The sequence below is a fragment of the Ralstonia sp. 1138 genome, from assembly GCF_040544795.1.
In the GTDB taxonomy this organism is placed as follows: Bacteria; Pseudomonadota; Gammaproteobacteria; order Burkholderiales; family Burkholderiaceae; genus Ralstonia; species Ralstonia flatus.
On sequence record NZ_JBEPKQ010000003.1, the window covers coordinates 519,264 to 538,709 of the forward strand.

General features: G+C 66.0%; 15 protein-coding genes. 10 read left to right on the forward strand and 5 right to left on the reverse strand.

Going from position 1 to position 19,446, the window contains the following annotated elements:
• Positions 1-83: 83 nt before the first annotated feature.
• Positions 84-1,028, forward strand: a complete 945-nt coding sequence (locus ABIC76_RS15305; RefSeq protein ID WP_354534482.1) for an alpha/beta fold hydrolase — start codon at positions 84-86, stop codon at positions 1,026-1,028.
• Here the strand turns inward: ABIC76_RS15305 and ABIC76_RS15310 are convergent.
• Positions 1,014-3,026, reverse strand: a complete 2,013-nt coding sequence (locus tag ABIC76_RS15310) for a sigma-54-dependent Fis family transcriptional regulator (protein WP_354534483.1) — start codon at positions 3,024-3,026, stop codon at positions 1,014-1,016. The two genes, ABIC76_RS15305 and ABIC76_RS15310, sit on opposite strands and share 15 nt — an antisense overlap.
• Positions 3,027-3,292: 266 nt before the next feature.
• Here ABIC76_RS15310 and pedF point away from each other — a divergent pair, with 266 nt between their 5' ends.
• On the forward strand, positions 3,293-3,778 hold the full coding sequence (pedF, locus tag ABIC76_RS15315) for a cytochrome c-550 PedF (RefSeq protein ID WP_041668233.1): 486 nt from the start codon (positions 3,293-3,295) through the stop codon (positions 3,776-3,778).
• Between the two features lie 96 nt (positions 3,779-3,874).
• Positions 3,875-4,756, forward strand: coding sequence for a substrate-binding periplasmic protein (locus ABIC76_RS15320; RefSeq protein ID WP_354534484.1), 882 nt, complete (start codon positions 3,875-3,877; stop codon positions 4,754-4,756).
• Between the two features lie 86 nt (positions 4,757-4,842).
• Here the strand turns inward: ABIC76_RS15320 and ABIC76_RS15325 are convergent, their stop codons facing one another.
• The 3 genes from ABIC76_RS15325 to ABIC76_RS15335 form a co-directional block, all read right to left on the reverse strand.
• A complete protein-coding gene (locus ABIC76_RS15325; RefSeq protein ID WP_231479648.1) occupies positions 4,843-5,283 on the reverse strand; it encodes a hypothetical protein in 441 nt (146 codons plus the stop codon).
• A gap of 326 nt (positions 5,284-5,609) precedes the next feature.
• The gene (locus ABIC76_RS15330; protein WP_354534485.1) at positions 5,610-6,425 is read right to left on the reverse strand and encodes a MipA/OmpV family protein; all 816 of its coding nucleotides are present in this window, start codon (positions 6,423-6,425) and stop codon (positions 5,610-5,612) included.
• 185 nt (positions 6,426-6,610) lie between these two features.
• A complete protein-coding gene (locus ABIC76_RS15335; RefSeq protein ID WP_004631175.1) occupies positions 6,611-6,883 on the reverse strand; it encodes a hypothetical protein in 273 nt (90 codons plus the stop codon).
• Between the two features lie 443 nt (positions 6,884-7,326).
• On the opposite strand from ABIC76_RS15335, the gene ABIC76_RS15340 reads away from it, so the two are divergent.
• The 3 genes from ABIC76_RS15340 (at position 7,327) to ABIC76_RS15350 (ending at position 8,645) form a co-directional block, all read left to right on the forward strand.
• A complete protein-coding gene (locus ABIC76_RS15340) occupies positions 7,327-7,557 on the forward strand; it encodes a signal peptidase (RefSeq protein ID WP_102066553.1) in 231 nt (76 codons plus the stop codon).
• A 139-nt stretch (positions 7,558-7,696) separates the two neighbouring features.
• Entirely contained in the window at positions 7,697-8,272 is a 576-nt protein-coding gene (locus tag ABIC76_RS15345) for a MerR family transcriptional regulator (protein WP_354534486.1), read from the forward strand.
• Positions 8,175-8,645, forward strand: coding sequence for a carboxymuconolactone decarboxylase family protein (locus ABIC76_RS15350; RefSeq protein WP_354534487.1), 471 nt, complete (start codon positions 8,175-8,177; stop codon positions 8,643-8,645). The genes ABIC76_RS15345 and ABIC76_RS15350 overlap by 98 nt, the downstream gene beginning before the upstream one ends.
• Here ABIC76_RS15350 and paeA read toward each other — a convergent pair.
• Complete coding sequence (paeA, locus tag ABIC76_RS15355) at positions 8,585-9,901, reverse strand: polyamine export protein PaeA (protein WP_354534488.1); 1,317 nt, start codon at positions 9,899-9,901, stop codon at positions 8,585-8,587. The genes ABIC76_RS15350 and paeA overlap by 61 nt on opposite strands.
• 507 nt (positions 9,902-10,408) lie before the next feature.
• On the opposite strand from paeA, the gene ABIC76_RS15360 reads away from it, so the two are divergent.
• The 4 genes from ABIC76_RS15360 to ABIC76_RS15375 all read left to right on the forward strand — a co-directional run bounded on the left by ABIC76_RS15360 (position 10,409) and on the right by ABIC76_RS15375 (position 19,438).
• Positions 10,409-13,225 (forward strand): bifunctional glycoside hydrolase/polysaccharide deacetylase family protein, encoded by a 2,817-nt coding sequence (locus ABIC76_RS15360; RefSeq protein ID WP_502947859.1) that lies wholly within the window; start codon positions 10,409-10,411, stop codon positions 13,223-13,225.
• Complete coding sequence (locus ABIC76_RS15365; protein WP_354534489.1) at positions 13,212-17,315, forward strand: tetratricopeptide repeat protein; 4,104 nt, start codon at positions 13,212-13,214, stop codon at positions 17,313-17,315. The genes ABIC76_RS15360 and ABIC76_RS15365 overlap by 14 nt, the downstream gene beginning before the upstream one ends.
• Positions 17,316-17,384: 69 nt before the next feature.
• Positions 17,385-17,945, forward strand: a complete 561-nt coding sequence (locus tag ABIC76_RS15370) for a hypothetical protein (RefSeq protein WP_027680861.1) — start codon at positions 17,385-17,387, stop codon at positions 17,943-17,945.
• A complete protein-coding gene (locus ABIC76_RS15375) occupies positions 17,945-19,438 on the forward strand; it encodes a PelD GGDEF domain-containing protein (RefSeq protein WP_354534490.1) in 1,494 nt (497 codons plus the stop codon). The genes ABIC76_RS15370 and ABIC76_RS15375 overlap by 1 nt, the downstream gene beginning before the upstream one ends.
• Positions 19,439-19,446: the final 8 nt, after the last annotated feature.

Sequence of the window (19,446 nt, forward strand, 5' to 3'; positions counted from 1 at the left end):
CATAGTTAGTGAGTGCACTGCGGTGTTCAGCGGTGGCGCAGGCGTTTGCCCGGCGCTGCCGCATCGTCATCAAGGCAACATCCATGCCCACTTCCGACTGGCCGGCCACCTCCGCCGGCTTCAACCTCCGCACGCCGGACGGCCACCGCCTGCACGTACGCCAATGCGGGCCCGACAGCGGTGAACCGTGGCTGGTGCTGCATGGCGGCCCGGGCAGCGGCTGCACGCCGTCAATGGCTGCGTGGTTCGATCCGCTGCGGCATCGCGCGGTGCTGCCGGACCAGCGCGGCGCGGGGCGCTCGCGACCGGCCGGCTCGCTACGGCGCAATACGGTGACGGCGCTGCTGGCGGATCTGGAGCAGTTGCGCATTGCGCTCGGCATTGCCCGCTGGGGCGTGGTCGGCGGGTCATGGGGCGCAGCGCTGGCATTGGCCTATGCCGATCGCTTTCCCACTGCCGTATCGGCGCTGGTGCTGCGCGGCGCTTTCCTCACCGGTTTCGACGATGTGCAGGCGCTGTTCAACGCGCGCGGTGCCGGGCGCTGTCTCTTGCGAGGCGTCGGTGCGCGACGCGAGGGTTTTCCCGCGGCCCGCGGTCGCCTTCTCGTTGCAACAGACATGTTGCAGCTTGGTACAACTGTTCAGAAATTGAACATCGCCCGGGCGTGGCAGCGCGCGGAACGGCGGCTGTTGGGATTGCGTCCGGAGGCACGTCGCCAGACGTGGCCGGAGCAGCTGGCGTTGGTGCGCAAGTACCAGCTGCAGGCGCATTACCTGTATCGGCGGGCGGGGCTCGGAAAATCTGCGTTGCTGCTGGCGGCAGCGCGCATCGGCGCGCGGGGTCTGCCCATGACGCTGCTGCATGGGCGGGAAGACAACGTTTGCCGACCCGGCAATGCGCTGCGGTTGTCTGCAGCGAACCCGCATGCGCGGTTGGTGTGGGTGCCAGGCGGGCACCTGGCGGTGGGGGAGATGGCGACAGCGCTGGCCGCTGCCATCCGTGCGTCGGCGTGGTCAGTCGGTATCTGAGGGCAAGCCGCCGGCTTCGTCGATCCTGCGGTAGATCGTGTTGCGCGAAATGCCGAGCGCCTTGGCAGCTGCGGAGATATTGCCGTTGTGCGCCTTCACGGCCGCCATGATGGTCATGCTTTCCACATCGGCCAGCCGCTTCGGCTGCGTGCCGCCAACGGTTTGAGCGACAGGCGGCGCAGCCGCTGCCAGCGCCCCATTCACCGCCGGCTGGTCGCCATGGCGCGCCTGCCAGTCTTCAAGGAAATCGTCGGGCAGATGGTCTTCGGTGATCTCCGGCGCGCCTTCCGCCATCAGCCGGGCCGTGCGCAACAGATTGCCGAGCTGGCGGATGTTGCCGGGCCAGTGGTAGCTGCGGAACATCTGCATCACGGCTTCGCTGATCGGGGGCGCGTCGGCCTGTTCGAGTTTCAGCAGCTTGTCGGCCACCACGTCGAGGTCGGTGCGTTCGCGCAATGCCGGCAGGCGCACGACCAGCCCGTTGAGGCGGTAGTACAGGTCTTCGCGGAACTGCCCGCTGGCCACCATCTCGCGCATGTTGCGGTGGGTCGCGCATACGACCGTCACATCGACCTGGATCAGCTTGTTGCTGCCCAGCGGCGAAACCGCGCGCTCTTGCAGCGCCCGCAGCAGGCGGGCCTGCAGGTGCAGCGGCATGTCGCCGATCTCGTCGAGGAAGAGCGTGCCGCCGTTGGCCAGCACCATCTTGCCGATGCCGCCCTTTTTGCGCGCGCCGGTAAAGGCGCCTTCTTCGTAGCCGAACAGTTCGGATTCGATCAGCGCTTCCGGGATCGACGCGCAATTCACGGCGATGAAGGGGCCGGCGTGGCGCGGGCTGTCGGCGTGGATGGCGCGTGCGAGCAGCTCCTTGCCGGTGCCGGTTTCGCCGAGGACCATGACCGGGATGTCCTTGCCGATGACCTTGCGCAGCTTGCCGATCACGGTCTGGATCTGTGCGTCGCCGGTGTCCAGCGCTTCGAGGCTGGCGGGCTGCCGGGGCGGCTCGATGTAGGCGCGGCGCGGGGTGCTGTCGCGGTCGGCGGAGAGATCGGCGCCCATCGCGCCGCCCACCATGCGGTTGGCCAGCTGCTTCCATTCCACGCGCGCAAACACCTTCACACCGCTGGGCAGCTGCAGCTGCACGATGCCCGCTGCTGCGGTGCGTTCGCGGTCGATCAGCTGCGACATCGACAACCCAAACAGCGATGAAAACGTATGGGCATGCAGCGCGCGGATCGACAGGCCGAGCTGGAATTCGCCGCTGCGGTTGGCCGACAGGAAGCGCCCCGCCGGCGTGAAGGCCGCAATGCCTTCGACCAGCGTGCCGATGAATTCCGGGCGTGAGTGAAAGTGGATGCAGACCACGTCCTGGAACGTGTTGGCAAACAGCTGGTTCTCGATCATCTGCGCCGACATGCGCACCAGCGCCATGGTGTGCTTGTGGAAGCCACGATGATCGCCCGTCACATCCAGCGCACCGACGGTGGCGCCGTACGGATCGAAGATCGGCGCACAGGAGCAGGTGAGGAACTGGTTGGCCTGCAGGTAATGCTCGGAGCCATGGACCAGCGTGGGTTTGCCGTCGGCCAGCGCCGTGCCGATGGCGTTCGTGCCGCGGCTGGCTTCCGACCACAGCGCGCCCGGCTGGAGGGCCACCTTGCTCGCCTGGGCCAGGAAATCGTCGTCCCCCATCGAATGCAGGATCAGGCCCGAGGTGTCGGTCAGGATCACCATGCTCTGCGTGTTGACGATCTGGCTGTAGAGCGTCTCCATCACGGGCAGCGCGTGCGTAAACAGCGACTGGCTGCGCTCGATCTCGGTCTTCAGCTCGCTGTGCAGCACCGGGCAGAAGTCGGGCGACTCGTAGGGCCGCAGGCCGTAGGACTTGGATCGTTCATGGGATTGCGCGATCAGTTCGGGCTGATCGTGCGGTGCGTCACCGAGCGTGGCCGGAGCGTTGTCGGAAGCGCGCGGGCCGGGCGCCGCGTGAGGGGTCATGGTGTGTCTCCTTTAACCTCGCCCGCAATCTGTGTGCGGGTCGCCCGGATCGCCTGACTTCGTCAAGTTACGAACCGGAAGTGTTGCGCCATGAAGCAAGACCCTTGCCAGGGTGTTGCATTCCTGAGCACCTGTGCCAACCCCGGCTTCCGGTCTCTGGAGCGCCTAAGGGACGTTGCCCGGGATTGTCGGCAGGTTTTCGCCTTGGTATGGCTCTTGCAGAAATGCCTCCAAAAGATCGCTTCAACGACAACAAGGAGACACTCTTGAAAACGCCTCGCAACTTGCTCGCGCTGCTTTCTGCCTGCGCACTTCTGGCCGGGGGATTGCCCGCAGCCGTATCCGCTCACGGCGATGTCACACCGCAGGCCGTAGACACACACACCTTACCGCAACTCGGCGCCGATTGGCGTCAGGACAATCCATACCGGACGGGCCCCGCACACGACGAAGCACTGCGGATCGGTTCGTCTGCGTTCAACCAGAACTGCGCGCGCTGCCATGGGCTGGAGGCCATCTCCGGCGGCATCGCCCCCGACCTGCGCAAGCTCGACACCGACTGCATGTCGCTGGCCGACGCCAAGAAGAAGGAAGCCTGCTACGGCGAGGTCTCGCAGTACTTCACCGCCACGGTCCGCCACGGCCGCACCCGCGACGGCCGCGTCTACATGCCGCCCTTTGACGGCGTGCTCAGCCAGGAAGCGGTCTGGTCGATCAAGACGTATCTGGAATCGCGCCGCGTACAGGAGTAGTAGGTCGGCCTGCCGCTATGGCAGCTTTGCGAGCCGATGCTGTCCCTGCCTTCGTGTGCGTCGGCTCGCGCATTTTTTTCCGCCAGGAGAGGTCTCATGAACGCCCGTTTTCGGTTGGCTGCGGCCCGCGTCTTACGTCGCCTTGCCAGCCTGCTGTTTGCTGCGGCAGCCATGGTGGGCAGTGTCGCGCCGGCCCACGCCGACATGGCGAAGATCCGTCAGAGCGGTGCGCTGAAGGTCGCGCTGTACAAGGGTCTGCCGCCGTTCTCCGATAACGTCGGGGGGCAGTTCAGCGGCATCGACGTGGCGCTTGCCAACGCACTCGGCAAACAGATGGGGCTGTCGGCGTCGTTGCTGCCGTTTGATGCCGATGACGACGGCATGTCGGGCGACCTGCGCAACATGGTGTGGAAGGGGCATTACCTCGGGTATGGCCCGGCCGACGTGATGCTGCATGTGCCGGTCGACCCGAACTTCATTCGCCAGAATGGCCAGGTGCTGATCTTTGCGCCGTACCTGCGCGAAGCCTATGTGCTGGTGTACGACAGCGAGCGTGTGCAGAGCGTCAGAAGTTTCGAAGACCTGACCGGCCAGGCGACCGGCGCCGAGCAGGGATCGGGCGGTGCGAGCGCGTTGCTTGCAGCCGCCAACGGCGGCCTGCGCGACAAGGTGAAGATCTATCCGGAAGCCAACGAGGCCCTGCGTGCGCTGTTTTCCGGCCAGATTGCCGCGGCAATGGTGACGCGCGCGCAATATGAAAATGCGCTGAAAACGCAGAGCCAACCTGCCACGCGCTTTGTGGCAACCGAACTCCAGTCGCCACTGTTGCCGCCACGTGGCTGGGCGATCGGCATGGCCGTCAAGGCGGACCAGCGCGAACTGGCGCAGGCGCTCGAGAGCGCGCTCAACGCGCTGCGTGCGAGCGGCGAACTGCAGCGGATTTTTGCCCAGTACGGCGTGTCGATGGTGGCACCGTAGGCGCCACCGCTCGCGCACGGAGCCGAACGTGTCGACGCAACTGAAGCGCAGTCACTGCGGGCTGGCCGCACCGGCCAGCGCACGCGCTACGCCTTTTCCGCCGCGGCGTGCTTGGAGGGCAGCGCACTCACGTTGTCGTCGAACGCCGAATCCACGGGGATCTTCGAGAAGTGGTGGATCTTCGGCGCATGCGAGTCGTCGCCCTGGGCGTCGTGCGGCTCGATGAACGACATCGCCGTGCGGCGCCGGAGCATGTGTGAATCGCGCGATTGCGATTCGCGCCACAGCTCGGCGGTGAACTTGAGCCCGGCGCGCAATGCGTGGGCGCTTTCCTGCTTGCCCTTGCGCTGGTCGGAGACGCGCTCGATGCCCTTCTTGACGACGTCTTCCAGGAACGTGATACGGGCGCGGTAATAGTCCGCGTGCATTTGTGCATCCATCACGCGCTGCTCTGCCTGGTACAGCTCCATGCGCAATTCGCTTAGCGCGCGTTCGGCCTGCTTCTCGGGAGAGGGTGCGTGGCTCAAGGCCCAGTTTGCAATCCACCGCAACATGGTCAAGCCCTCCTGTCTTGCGGTGTCCGCCGCCGGTGGGAAGACACCGTTCACTGCCCGCGCATTGATCGGAAGTGATCGCCGCTTGCGAAACAGACTAGCAAAAAAAGCAGGGCGATTGCGCTAATCCAGGTGCATGCCTGTTGTGAAAAGGAAGCATGGTCCGTTTGGGTGAGAGGCGCGCGGGGCAAGTTCTGGTTTCATGATCGGATTGCCTCGTTTGCACGGGCGCAAGGCAAACAACCTCCTGCCTGCGCAAGCGATTGCGCACACCGCGGCGCCTGATGCTGGCGGAAATGTCAGCGGAACCGGTACGTGAGCGATGCCATGGCCGTGGTCTGCTGGCGGCGCTGCGTGATCGGGCTGTCTGCCGCATCGCCACGCAGTCGCGCGACCGTGACCGAGCCATTGGCCGTCCACCGATCATCGAGCTTGCACGTGACGATGGCATTGAAGTGGATGTCGCGCAGCCCCGCATGCGTGGCAAATACCGGCAAGCCCGAGCGCGCGCTCTGCCCATCGTCCACGCCGAAGAACGTACGCATGTACTGGCCGTTCGTCCACGACACGCCGGTCCCGAGGCTGAACAGCCAGCGGCCCACCGGCGCACTCGCATAGACATCGGCATTGGCGATCAACCCCTGGCGGTTGCCAAGAATGTCCTGCTCCGCATCGGTGGACAGCGTGAGGAACGACGCCGTGTACTGCGCGAACGCCTTGGCGCGCACCGTGGCGTTGACGTTGCCCAGCCCGTTCAGGCGCGCATCGTCATGCGCATGGCGCCACGTCGGGTCGAACTGGAAGTTGCCGCCCACCTGCCACGCGTCGTTGTTGGCGAGGTACACGCCGGCAAAGTCCATCCCTTTCGAAAAGAACCGGTGCTTGTATTCGATTTCCTGATCGATCCACGGAAACACGAAGCTCGATTTCGCACCCGGATACTTTGGTGACGTGTAAATCGCCGGGCCGACAGCGATGCTCCAGTCGCTGGCTTCGGCGGTGTTTTCCGCGTTGGCGGCCGGTGCTGTCTGTGCCCTCGCGGTGGTGCTCAATGCGCCGATGGTCATCAGAAGGAAGAACGCAAAGCGGGGCAGGGCACGCGAAGACAGCGGCATGGGAAGGCGGAAATTCGAAAGGAATGTGAGCGAGGGAAACGGCGGGCACGCCATTCTAGTGGAACCGTCGGAGCGCTGGACCCCGATCGAAGAGGGGAAGCCTCGGAGGCATCTGCATGGATGCAATGGGAAACAGGCAAAAAAAACGCCGGGAATATCCCGGCGTCTTTCATGGCGCGACTGCCTTATTGCTTGGCGGGCGCGGCGGCCTTCGGTGCCGAAGCGGCGTCGGTCTTGGCTTCCGACTTGGCTGCAGCCTTGTGGGCCTTCTTGTGAGCGTGCTTCTTCTCGTGCTTGGCTTCAGCCTTCGGTGCCGAAGCGGCATCGGTGGTCGTCGCTGCAGCGGTCGCTGCCGGTGCAGGTGCGGCGGCCGGTGCGGAGGCGGTGCCAGCTGCGAACACGGGGGCTGCGAAGGCACCAGCAACGATCAGAGCGGCCAGGGATTGAGCGACTTTCATGTGAGACTCCTTAATCAGATACAAGCGGGATATTGGGACTCCAGATACATGGATCTCGTCCCATTTGCGATCCATGCCTCCAAAAACGCCTGACATTGCGCACGCGCTGACCGCCGTTTGTAAGCGTTCTGCCCACGGTGTAAGCGCGCGTAACAAAGCACGTTTCTTCGGCTCCGATGTTCGTTGCGATGGGTTGAGACACATCAAGGCGCTGCCCCGCGCGTGGGCGTACCGTCAGGCTTCGGGTGGACAACCGCTGGCGCCTACACCACACTGCCTGGTGATGCGTGGGTCATTCCGGGGTCATTCCGATGGGGTTATTCCGATGGGGTCATTCCGATATCGGGCCGCGCATTGCACAGCAGGCGCGGGAGCGCATTGGGTCACGCTCCATCCGATACCGGAACGCGCCACAAACCAGTCTCTTCTATAAGGACAACACGATGAACAAGCTCCTGGCTGCCCTTGTGGCTGCAGTCTTCAGCGCCGGCGCATTCGCGCAGGCATCCGCCCCGGCCGCTCCGGCCCCCGCTGCGCCCGCCGCTGCCGCGCCGGCACCTGCGGCATCGGCACCGGCCGCAGGCGAGAAGAAGGCACACCATCACAAGAAGAAAAAGAAACGCGACCACCGTCCGAAGCTGCAGGACAAGAGCGCATACGGCGTGGGCGGCTGATCAGCGGCAGCCTGCCGATTTTTCTGCACACCCAGGCGCCGGCCTCCGACAAGGGGCCGGCGCTTTGTTTTGGGCGGTTCGGAAGAATTCGCGTAAAGTCGCTTGACTTAGAGTGCGCTCTAACTTCTAAGCTCCGTTCATGACCACATTCCTGACCATCGCCCAAGTTGCAGAAGCCACCGGCCTGTCGACGCATACGCTGCGCTATTACGAGCGCATCGGCCTGCTCGACAGCGTGCAGCGGCGCGATAACGGCCATCGTGTCTTCCGTGCCGAAGACATGACGTGGCTGGAGTTCCTGCTGCGCCTGCGCGATACCGGCATGCCGATCGCGCAGATGCAGGCGTACGCCGCGCTGCGGCGGCAGGGCGACAGTCTGGAGAGTGTGTCGGCGCGCCAACGCCTGCTGGAGTTGCATGCGGCGGCGCTGGAAGCGGAGCTGCGCGCGCGGGCCGAAACGCTGGCCGTGCTGCGCGTCAAACTCGTGGTCTACGACGGCATCCGGGCACGGATTGAAGCCGCGGAAGGCACGGGAGGCGCGAAAGGCGCCAAGGGCTCGGCTTCCTCATCTCCCAAATCGAAGCACACGCCAAAACGCCAACCGAACGAGGACGCACATGACCCTGAACGCCCGCACCGCACCAGCCGCAAACCACGCCAACCTGCAGGACGACCGTTACGCACGGGGCTGGCAAAAACTCAAGGAAGTCGATGACGTGGCCGGCGAGCGCGTGGTCGAGGCCATGGCCGACATCGCACCTGACCTCGGCCGCTACATCGTCGAATTCGGGTTTGGGGATGTCTACTGCCGCCCCGGCCTGACGCTGCGCGAACGCGAGATCGCCACCATTGCCGCGCTCACGGCGCTGGGCAACGCGGCCCCACAACTGAAGGTGCACATTGCGGCAGGGCTCAACGTGGGGCTGACGCGCAAGGAGATCACCGAGACGATCCTGCAGATGGCGCTATACGCGGGCTTCCCGGCGGCGCTCAACGGCATGTTTGCCGCCAAGGAGGTGTTTGCCGCTCATGACGCCGAGGGCACGGTCGCTGCCGGCGGGTCGATGCGCCGCGACACCAGCAACTGATCGATGCGGTGGTTGTCGATGTCGAGCACTTCAATATGCAGCGGCCCGATATCGACGGTCTCGCTCTTCTTGGGGATGCGCTTGAGCGCGTAGATGACGAGCCCGGCAAGCGTTTCGACGTGATGCTCGCCGGGCAGGTCGTCAAGGTCGAAGGCGCGCTTGACGTCGCCCAGCGGCGTGACGCCGTCGATGAGGCACGAGCCGTCATCGCGGCGCACGATCTGCTCGTCTTCGCCCAGGTACAGGATGTCGCCCATCACCGCGCCGACAATGTCGTCGAGCGTCACCACACCCACCACCAGCCCGTATTCGTTGACCACCGCGCCAAAACGCTCGTGCATCTCGCGAAAGCGCGTCAGCGCCTGTGACAGGTTGAGCGTGTCCGGCAGTACCAACAGGTTCTTGTCGTAGTGCTTGCTGATGTTGCGGATCACGGCGGAGGACTCCTCCGACAGGATCTGCTGCAGGATGTCCTTGGACGCAATGAAGCCGAGCACCGAGTCGATGTCTTCGCGGCAGACGAGGTATTCCGCGTGCGGCTGCGCAATGATCTTCATCTTGATCGACTCGAGCGGCTCGTCCACCGTGAAGTAGATCACCTCGTCGCGCACGGTCATGACCGAAGTGATGGTGCGCGATTCCAGCTCGAACACGTTCTCGATCACGGCCAGCTCGTGCTTGCGCAGCACGCCGGCCTCGGCACCCGCGCCCACCATGGCGGCGATGTCTTCGGTGGTGATCTGCTCGACGCGGTGCGTCGGCACGCCAAACAGCTTGAGGAACATGTCAGCCGCCCCGTTGAACAGCCACACCACCGGCCGCAGCACGCGCAGGCACGACTGCATCGGCCCGATGATCGACATGGCGCAGCGCTCGGGGTAGAGCACGGCCAGGCGCTTGGGCAGCAGGTCGGCAAAGAGGATGAACAGCGCCGTCACGATGATGAAGCCGGCGATGCTGCCGATCCGTTCCGCGCGGGCAGCCGGTAGCCAGTCGCTCAGCACCGCGGCCAGCGGCACCGAAATCTGGCTGTCGCCGATGACGCCGGCCAGGATGGCCACCGCATTCACCCCGATCTGCACCACTGTAAAGAAGTTGCCCGGCATGTCCTTGAGCTGCAGCACGCGCAGGGCGCGGGTGTCGCCGTCGTCGGCCAGGGTTTGCAGACGCGTGCGCCGCGAGGCCGTCAGGGCGATTTCAGAAGCGGAAAAAAAGGCGCTGATCAGGACCAGCAGGGCAAGGAGGAGGGCTGACATGGTGTCGATTGCGGCCGTCGCTGTTGCGCTGCGGAAGAGGAGGGTGTGCGTCAATGCGCCGCGCGGCCGCCTGAAATGTGGCTTCGGCGGATCATGGTGCAGCGCCGATCCCTTTGTCAAACCAGCACTTCTGGCACCTACCGCAAACAATTACCTATGTCCACCGTAGGGGGTTGGGCATCCAAAATGTGGTTTGCTGCGTACCCATGGCTTGGGCGATACTTGCACGGGCTGACCATACTGTCCCGATTAGCCTTGCGGGGCCTGCGTTTGCAGGCGGCGATCGAGAGTGAAGACAGATGTTCGGCCGGGCGCAAACGGAGGCGCCGCAGGTTCATTGGGGTGCCGGCGCAGATCGGCCTGAAGTGTATGCACGTCGTTGCATGGGAGTGGGTTATGTGGATTCTCTGCCGTTCAGTGCGGCATTCCGGGGGGAAGCGGGGGAATACAGGACCAGCAAGGATCATCGGGCGCTTGGCGGCAGTATTGACGGCCGTGCTTGTATGCATGCCTTGGGCGGCGCGTGCCCAGCAAACGGCTGGCGCATCAGAAAACACATCCTCCGCTGCGGCCAGCGCGCCGAACATCGCGTGGTACTACGGCGACAAACCGCCCGTGGGCCAGTTGCGCGCATTCGATGCCGTCGTGGTCGAGCCGGACCACGGCTTCGACCCATCCCAGTTCAAGACACCCAGCACGCAGTGGTTCGCCTACGTGAGCCTGGGCGAGGTCACGCCCGAGCGCCGCTGGTTCAAGGAACTGCCCAAGGCGTGGTTGCTCGGCGACAACGCCGCATGGGCCTCGCGCGTGGTCGACCAGGCCCAGCCCGAGTGGCCGGCGTTCTACGTCGACCACGTCATCAAGCCGCTGTGGGACAAGGGCTACCGCGGCTTTTTCCTCGATACGCTCGACTCGTACCAGCTCGTTGCCAAGGACGACGCCTCGCGCGCGGCGCAGGAAGCCGGCATGGTGCGCGCAATCCGTGCGATCAAGGCGCGCTACCCCGACGCCAAGCTGATCTTCAACCGCGGCTTCGAGATCCTGCCTCAGGTGCACGACCAGGCGTATGCCGTGGCGTTCGAATCGCTGTATCGCGGCTGGGACCAGGGCGCCAAGCAATACAAGGAAGTCAACGACGCCGACCGAGCATGGCTGATGGGCCAGGCGCGCAAGATCCGCGACGAATACCACCTGCCGGTCATCTCGATCGACTACTGCCCGCCGGCGGACCGTGCCTGCGCGCGTGACACCGCCAAGCGCATCAAGGCGCAGGGCCTGATCCCGTATGTGACCGATCCGGCGCTGTCGACCATCGGCGTGGGCCGCATCGAAGTCCTGCCGCGCAAGGTGCTGATCCTGCAGGAGCGGGCGCCGCGCACCACCATCGAGACCAGCGAGGGCGTGCGCTTTGTCGCCATGCCGCTCAATTTTCTCGGCTACGACGTCGAATACGCCGACATCAATCAACCGCTGCCCGCCGACGTGCCGCCCGACCGCTATGCCGGGGTGGTGGTATGGGTGAATACGAGTCCGGTCAAGCAAGTCGGGGCGCTCAATGCGTGGGTGCGCGCCCGCATGCGCGACGGCGTGCGCATTGCCTTCATGAACCGTTTCGGCCTGCCGGTGGATGGCAGCCTGGCCGACATGCTGCACCTGCAATACGTACGCGGCATGGCCAATGTGGGCAACAGCAACGGCGGGCCGGTGTCGGTCGTGTCGCAAGACAGGATCATGGGCTTCGAGATGCCGCCCCGGCCGCTGGCGCGCGAGACGGTGCCCATTCGGGCCGGCGCATCCGCGCAATCGCTGCTGCGGTTGAAGTCCGGCAATCAGGAGTTTGACGCCGCCGCCATCACCGACTGGGGCGGCTACGTGATGTATCCGTTCGCGGTGTTTGCGCTGGAAACCATCGACCAGGCGCGCTGGGTGGTGCAGCCCATCGAGTTCCTGCGCCGCGCGCTGGCGCTGCCCGACATGCCGATTCCCGACCTGACCAGCGAAAACAGCCGCCGCCTGATGCTCGTGCATGTGGACGGCGACGGGTTTGCCTCGCGTGCGGAATTTCCGGGCCCCGAATATTCGGGCGAGGTGCTGCTGCAGGAGGTGTGGGACAAGTACCGCATTCCGACCACGCTTTCCGTCATTGAAGGCGAGGTGGGCCCGACGGGCCTGTATCCGAAGATTTCGCCGCGCCTGGAGGGTATTGCCCGCAGGATGTTCGCGCTGCCGTATGTCGAGCTGGGCTCCCACACGTATTCGCACCCGTTCGACTGGAGCCGCACGGTGCAAAGCCCGACGGCTGGCCCCGGCAAGGACGCGGGCGGCGGCGATACGGCCTTCGCGCTGACCATTCCCGGCTACAAGTTCAGCCTCGACCGCGAGATCGCCGGCTCCATCCGCTACATCGACGAGCGCCTGGCGCCGCCGGGCAAGCGCGTGAAGGTCCTGCAGTGGTCGGGCGACTGCCGGCCGCCCGAAGTGGCCGTGCGCATGGCGTGGCAGGCCGGTGTGGTCAACATCAACGGCGGCGACACCATCATCACGCGCAGCTCGCCGTCGTGGACGGACATTGCCTCCATCGGCATCGACAAGGGCCCGGGTGCTTACCAGGTGTTTGCGCCCAATCAGAACGAGAACGTCTATACCAATGACTGGACCGGGCCGTACTACGGCTTTGAACGCCTGATTGAAACGATGCAGATGACGGACGCGCCGTACCGCTTCAAGCCGATCAACATCTACTACCACATGTATTCGGGTACCAAGCTTGCGTCGCTCAAGGCCTTGAAGAAAGACTACGACTACGCGCTCTCGCAACCGGTGTTTCCCATCTACTCCACGGAATACGTCGCCAAGGTGATGGACTTCCGCGACATGGCCATCGCCCGCGATGACGACAACTGGATCGTGCGCGGCAACGGCGACCTGCGCGAACTGCGCTGGATGGCGCCCGGCACGCCGCGTCTGGCCGATGCCCGCGGCGTGGTCGGCTACGACAAGGCGCCAGGCGGCATCTACATCCACATGGACAACGGCGCGGCACGCTTTGCGGTCACGCCCGCCGCCGAGACCGCCAAGCCGGCCTACATTGCGGAAGCTGCGGCCTTTGTGCGTGATTTCACGCGCAGCGGCAACGGCCTGTCGTTCGAAGCCGGCGGCTATTACAAACCGTTTGTCCGCCTGGCCAACGTTGGCGCGTGCCGCGTGAAGGTCAACGGCGCGCCGGCCCACACCATCCGTGCACAAGGCGATACGGTGCGCGTTGACTTGAACGGCGTCGCCGCCCAATCCGTGACCTACCAACGTATCGATGTGGTCTGCTGACCTGACGCCGCGCGAACGGCTGCTTCCGCCCTGGCTGATCGGCACGCTCGGCGCGCTGATCGGGCTGGCGCTCGCCCTGATGTTCCCGCGCGAGCGGCTCGAAGCGCGCCTGCTCGAAGGCGGCAAGGTCGATGCCCTGTCGGTGGCGTATCTCGAAGCCTGGCTGCGCGTGCGCCCGAATGACGGCGAATTCCTGAGCGTGCTGGCCGCGCAATATGTGCGCACCGGCCGTCTGGACGAAGCCGAAGCCATGCTCAACCGCATGCGCGCGCTGCACGACAAGTCGCTCGAACGTGAAGCGCTGTTGCTTGAGATTGCGATTCGCGAGCAGCGCGCCTATGCGCTGCCGCCGAACGACCCGCAGCGCGCGTCGATCCTGAACGACTTGCGCGGCCTCCTCAAGCAGGCCTTGGACTACCGCTGGACCGCCGCCGAGCTGGAAATCCTCGCCGGCAAGGCCCGCGCGCTGGATCAGGGCGCGATTGCCGTGCAGCTCTACCAACGCCTGGCCAAGCAGGACGTGGCCCGCGCCGCGCAATGGCAGGCGCGCACGGCCGAGATTGCGCTGGGCGTGGGCGAATACCGCGCGGCCGCCGCCGCCAACTTTGCCGCGCAGGCCAGCGCCAAATCGCTCGACGAGCAGCGCCGCTACTTCATCGCCGGGCTCAAGGCACTGCAGGGCGGCAATCTGCTCGACGACGCCATGACCGAAGCGCAGCGCCGCGCAGGCCCGCTCCTGGACGACACCGAAACGCTGCGCTTCCTCACGCGACTGGCCCTGGCGTGCAACCGGCCCGACCTGGCCGATCAGTACGCGCGCCGGCTGCTGCATCTATCGTGGCGGCAGACGGAAGAGGGCATTGCGCTGGCGGCAGGTGCGGCGCGGCATGACTGGACCTTCGCGGGCCGGCCGGAGCCGTTGCCATCCCCAACGGATGCGGTGTTCATGGATGGGCCGGAAGGGCTGGCCCGCCGCCAGCGCCATGTTGCGCGCATCCGCCGCGTGGCGGACAAGGCGAGCGATGGCGCCGCCTCCGCTGTCCCGGCCGCCCCTGCTGCTCCCGCCGCACAGCCCACCGGCACCGAGGCCATCGCGCGCGGTATCGCGCCCTTCAATGCGGACGATTACGACCTCGCGTACCGCGTCTTCATGAGCAGCGGCAACCTGAACGACGCCATGCGCGTGGCCGAAGCCGCCGTACGCCAGCGCCCGGACCTGAAGATCTGGACCGAGCGCGCCGCGCAGGTATCGGAGTGGAACCGCCAGCCGATGTCCGCGCTGAAGTACTGGCTGGCCTACGCCCAGTCGACCGGCGACGACGCGGCCTGGCAGAACGTGCTGCGCCTGGCGCCCGCGCTCAACGAAGACCACGCCTATCTGGCCGGCCTGCGCTATCAGGCGAGCCGCCAGCCCGGCGACATGAAGCTGCTCGATCAGGTCATTGCCGCGTATGAGCGGCTGGGCGAGCCGGTGGAAGGGCTCGCCTATCTGAACGGCATTGCGCGCGGCCCGCATCGCCAGGCGATCCTGGAGCGTTACGCCATGCTGGCCGAGCGCGCCGGCAAGGACGATCAGGCCTACGACACCTACGTGCGCCTGCAGAAGGAATTCGGCCCGAATGCGCGCTATGCGCTCAAGCTCGCCAACATGCTCTACGTGCGCGCGCAGTTCGAGCAGGCGCTGTCCGCCATGGAAGTCGCCAGCAAGGTGGCCTCGCCGACCGACGATCTCTACTGGCGTACGTTCGCGCAGCTCGCACGCCTGAACCAGCGCGACGACCTCTCGCGCGAGGCGTATCGCCAGCTGCTGATCGGCGGCAATGCGCAGCCCGACGACCTGTCGGCCATGATCGATTTCTACGACGCCAGCCCGATCGATGCCGGCCGCCTGGCCGAACTGGCCTTCCACAAGAGCGGCACGATGGCGTCATTGCAGCAGGCCATCTACTACTACACGCGCGCCCGCGCCTTCCGCCGTATCGACGGGCTGCTGGCCTCGCTCACGCCTGAACAGCGGCGCGCCGCCGAGCAATCGCCGGGCGTGTTGGGCGCCCGCGCCGAGTACTTCCGCCAGAGCGGTCACTGGGATCTCGCCATGCGCGATCTGCGCCGCGCCGTCTCGTTGCCCGATGCCGGCAGCGACGTGAAAGCCGCCTTCCTGTGGGGCCTGCTCGATTCTGGCCAGAACGATGAACTCAAGCGTGCGCTGACCCTGTGGCGTGGCGAAGCGGAAAACGATTCCGCCTACTGGGGCGCCTATGCCGCCGCCGGCCTGCAGCTGTTCGACGCCAACCTCGCGTTGCGCTTCCTCGGCCGCCAGGGCAAGTCGATGCGCAACGATCCGCTCTGGCTGTTGGCCTTTGCCGATGCGCGTGAAATGGCCGGGCAAGCCGACGCCGCCTGGCGCCTGCGTCGGGAGGCATGGTGGCTGCTGTGGCGTGCCGACGGCGCCAACGGTGCCGGCAGTGCTGATACCGCCGAGGGAGCGAACACCAAGGACAAGGCCCCCGCCAGCCGCCGCGTCGGCACGCGCGTCGTCGTGGGCAGTAACGGGGCAGGCAACGATGCCGTACCGCTGGAAGACGGCGCCCGCACCGAACTGCGCGCCCGGCGCATTGCGCTGGCGCAGACCTTCGGCTCGGGCGATCTTGCCCAGCGCCTGCTGATCGAGCTGCTGCGCGATGACCGCCGCGCCACGCGGCAGGCCCGCGAGGGCGGCAGCGCCACCGTGCAGAAATCGGAGCTGGGCGACATCGATACGCTGCCGCCGGAGCCGCCCGAAGACCCGGCAGACAAGCGCAAGAACGCCCGTGTGAGCGACCAGTTGGTCTCTGCCGTCGCCAAGGAAGCGGCGCTGGGCTGGGCGCTGTCGCAGGAGGCGAATGATCTGGCGCGTGCGTGGCTGCTGCAGCAATACACGCGCCGCATGACGCGCCCGGCCTATGCCGAGATCTCCATCGCCCTGGCCGAGCGCGATCTGCAAACGCTCAACCGCCTGCTGGACGACACGCCCGATCGCATCCCGCTCTACAACCGGATCGACGCCAACACGCTCACGGACCGTCTGGGCGAAGCGCAGCGCCTGTCGTTCGAAGGTCTGACGACCGCCCCGGACGACGAGCAGATTCACCAGCGCCTGCAGGAAACCCTGTTGACGAACGCGCAGGCGCTCGAGCCGCGCGAAACGTGGTTCAAGCAGGCGCCGCTCACGTACTTTGAAAGCAGCGCGGCTGCCGGCATCCGCCTGACCGATCACTACAGCATGCTGGTGCGCGCCACGCAGCGGAACCAGCGCTCGACCGACGAGACGCAACTGACCGGCGTGCCCGCGCAGGATCGCCGCGTCGACTGGATCTCGCAGTACCAGACGCAAGACAGCCAGTGGAAGGGCACGGTGGGCTGGCGCCAAGGGCTGGCGTCGTTCTACGCGTTCCGGCTGGATGGCTTGCTGGGGCAGACCGGCCCGTTCGGCACCGAGCTGTCGGTGGGCCGCAATCAGCCCGCCGAAGAAACCACGCAACTGCGCGTAGGCGGCGTGAAGGATCTGGTGTCGATCGGGGGCAACTGGCGCCTGACGCAGCGCGAATACATCCGCGCGCGCATCGAAGGCAACCGCTTCTACGGTCAGGACCGTTCGTTCCTGGGCAGCGGCATGGTGTTCGACGCCGAAGCTGGCTACCGCTTCCGGGTGGAATACCCCGACTACACGATCCGCGTGGTCGGCACGCGGGCGAACTACAGCGCCTCCGGCACGCCCAGCGCGTTGCTGGGGCGGCTGTTGCCGGCGGCGGCGGCCGATACGGCGCCCGATGCCACTGCCTTCATGCCGCAGTCGTTCACGCAGTTCGGGCTGCTGTTCGGCTTTGGCACGGACTATCTTGACCGCTATACGCGGGCGTGGCGCCCGTTCATGGATGTCGGGCTGCTGCATGACAATCGCGAAGGGTGGGGCACGCAACTCCAGCTCGGGGTGGCGGGCAGCGTGTTCGGCAACGACCATCTGGCGCTGGTATTCAGCCATGCCTCCATCACGCGCGCCGGTACCTCGCCGATGACGGAGATCGGCCTGCGCTACCGCTGGCTGTACTGACAAGCAAGAACAAGACAACGGGGAAGAAACGACATGAAGCACACAACGGAAGACTCCAGGGAGAACGCGATGACACCCTTGATCAACACGATGAAAGCCGGCCGCCGGCGCTGGCTGGCGCTGGCAGCGGGCGTCGGTGCAGCGCTGGCGTTGTCCGCCTGCGCGGTGGTCGACAGCGCGCGTGCGCCGGCAACCAGCGCATCCGACGCATGGGTCGTGCTGCCCATCGTGAACTACACCGAAACGCCGCAGGCCGGCCTGCGTGCCGAGACGATCGCGGCCAGCATCCTGAAGGCGCGCGGCTTCTCCAACCTCAAGCAGTACCCGGCCAACCTGAACAGCGAATCGCTGTTCGAGCCGGCCGAGCGTGAAGCCGTATCGCGCGCGCTGGATTGGGCGCGCGGCGAGAAAGCCCGCTATGCCCTGACCGGCGCCGTGGACGAGTGGCGCTACAAGGTCGGCGTGGATGGCGAACCCGCCGTGGGCATCACGCTGCAGGTGATTGACGTGCAGACCGGCAACGTGATCTGGAGCGCAGCCGGCAGCCGCACCGGCTGGAGCCGCGATGCCGTGTCGGCGGTGGCGCAGAAGCTGCTGCGCGAGCTGCTCTCGCCGCTGGGCCGGGGCTGATGAAGACCGAGTCGGCAGGTTCCGCCCAATCGGCCTCAGCATCGGCGTCGGCAGGCCGTGTCGCCCCCGATGCGGGCGGCCAGGGCGGGCGCAATGAGCGTCGGCGCAACGCGCAGGGCATTGGCGCGTCGACCTGGTATGGGCGGCTGATTGCGCCAGCGGTGTCCAGCCCGAGCGCGGTGCTCGAAACGCTGGGCGCAGTGGTGGCGGCCATCGGCGTCGTGTGGCTGTTCGTGCCGGACAACCCGCTGCTGCTCGGCTACGGCTTTCCGTGGATGTGGCTGGTGCCGCTCATCCTGGCGCTGCGCTACGGGACGCTGCTCGGCGCGCTGGCCGCGCTGGTGGTGCTGGGCGCCTGGGCCGTGTTCTACGGACAGACGGCCGCCGCCGGCAGCTTCCCGCGCATGTACTTCCTGGGCGGCCTGATGCTGGTGTTGATTGGCGGGCAGTACGGCGATATCTGGGGCGCACGGCTGTCGCGCGCCCGCACCGTCAACGGCTACCTGAACGACCGGCTGGCGGCGCTCACCAAAAACCATTTCCTGCTGCGCCTGTCGCACGAGCGCCTGGAAAACGACCTGCTGGCCAAGCCGACCACGCTGCGCGACACGCTCACGCAGCTGCGCAATATCGCGCTGGCCGCGCGCGAGCACGGCACGGGCGACAACGCGCCTGACGTGGCGCAACTGCCTGGCGCCGAGCCCTTCCTGCAATGGACGGCACAGGCCTGCCAGCTGGAAGTGGCGGCCATGGTGCGTGTAACAGGCAACCGCATCGATACCGAACCGGTCGCTCGCGTCGGCACGCCGTTCGACATCGTTGCGGATGATCCGCTGATCCGCCATTGCATCGACACCCATACGCTCGGCCACCCGCAGGCGCCCGAGCTGCGGAATGTGAACAACCCCGAAGACAGCTCGCGCTACGTGGCGTGTGCGCCCGTGCTGTCGGGTGCGGACGAGCTGATCGGCCTGGTCGTCGTGCACCAGATGCCGTTCCTCTCGCTGTCGTACGAGAACCTGCAGTTCCTGCTGGTGCTGCTCGGCTATTACGCCGACGGCGTGCGCCACCTCACCGTCAGCTCCGAGATCCTGGATCTCGTGCCCGACGCGCCGTACGAGTTCGCGCTCGATCTCGGCCGGCTGGCACGCCTGCATCGCGATACCGGCATCGATTCGTCGGTGGTGGCGCTCATTTTTGACAAGGACGAGACCAGCGACGCGCTGTTCGAGAGCGTGGTACGCAGCCGCCGCGCGCTGGATGTGGTGTGGCAGGCCAACGGCAAGAACCGCCGCGCCATCATCACGCTGATGCCGCTGTCGGGCGCGGGTGCCGTGTCGGCCTATCTGGTGCGCATTGAAGACAGCCTGCGCGCGCAGTTCGGTGTCGATTTCGAGGGCGGGCGGATCAGCGTGCAGACCTTGCACGTGACCGGCGAGCACCCGGGCGAAGCGCTGCAGCGCTTCCTCTCGCGCTGCCATCTCGATGCATAGGGGCGCAT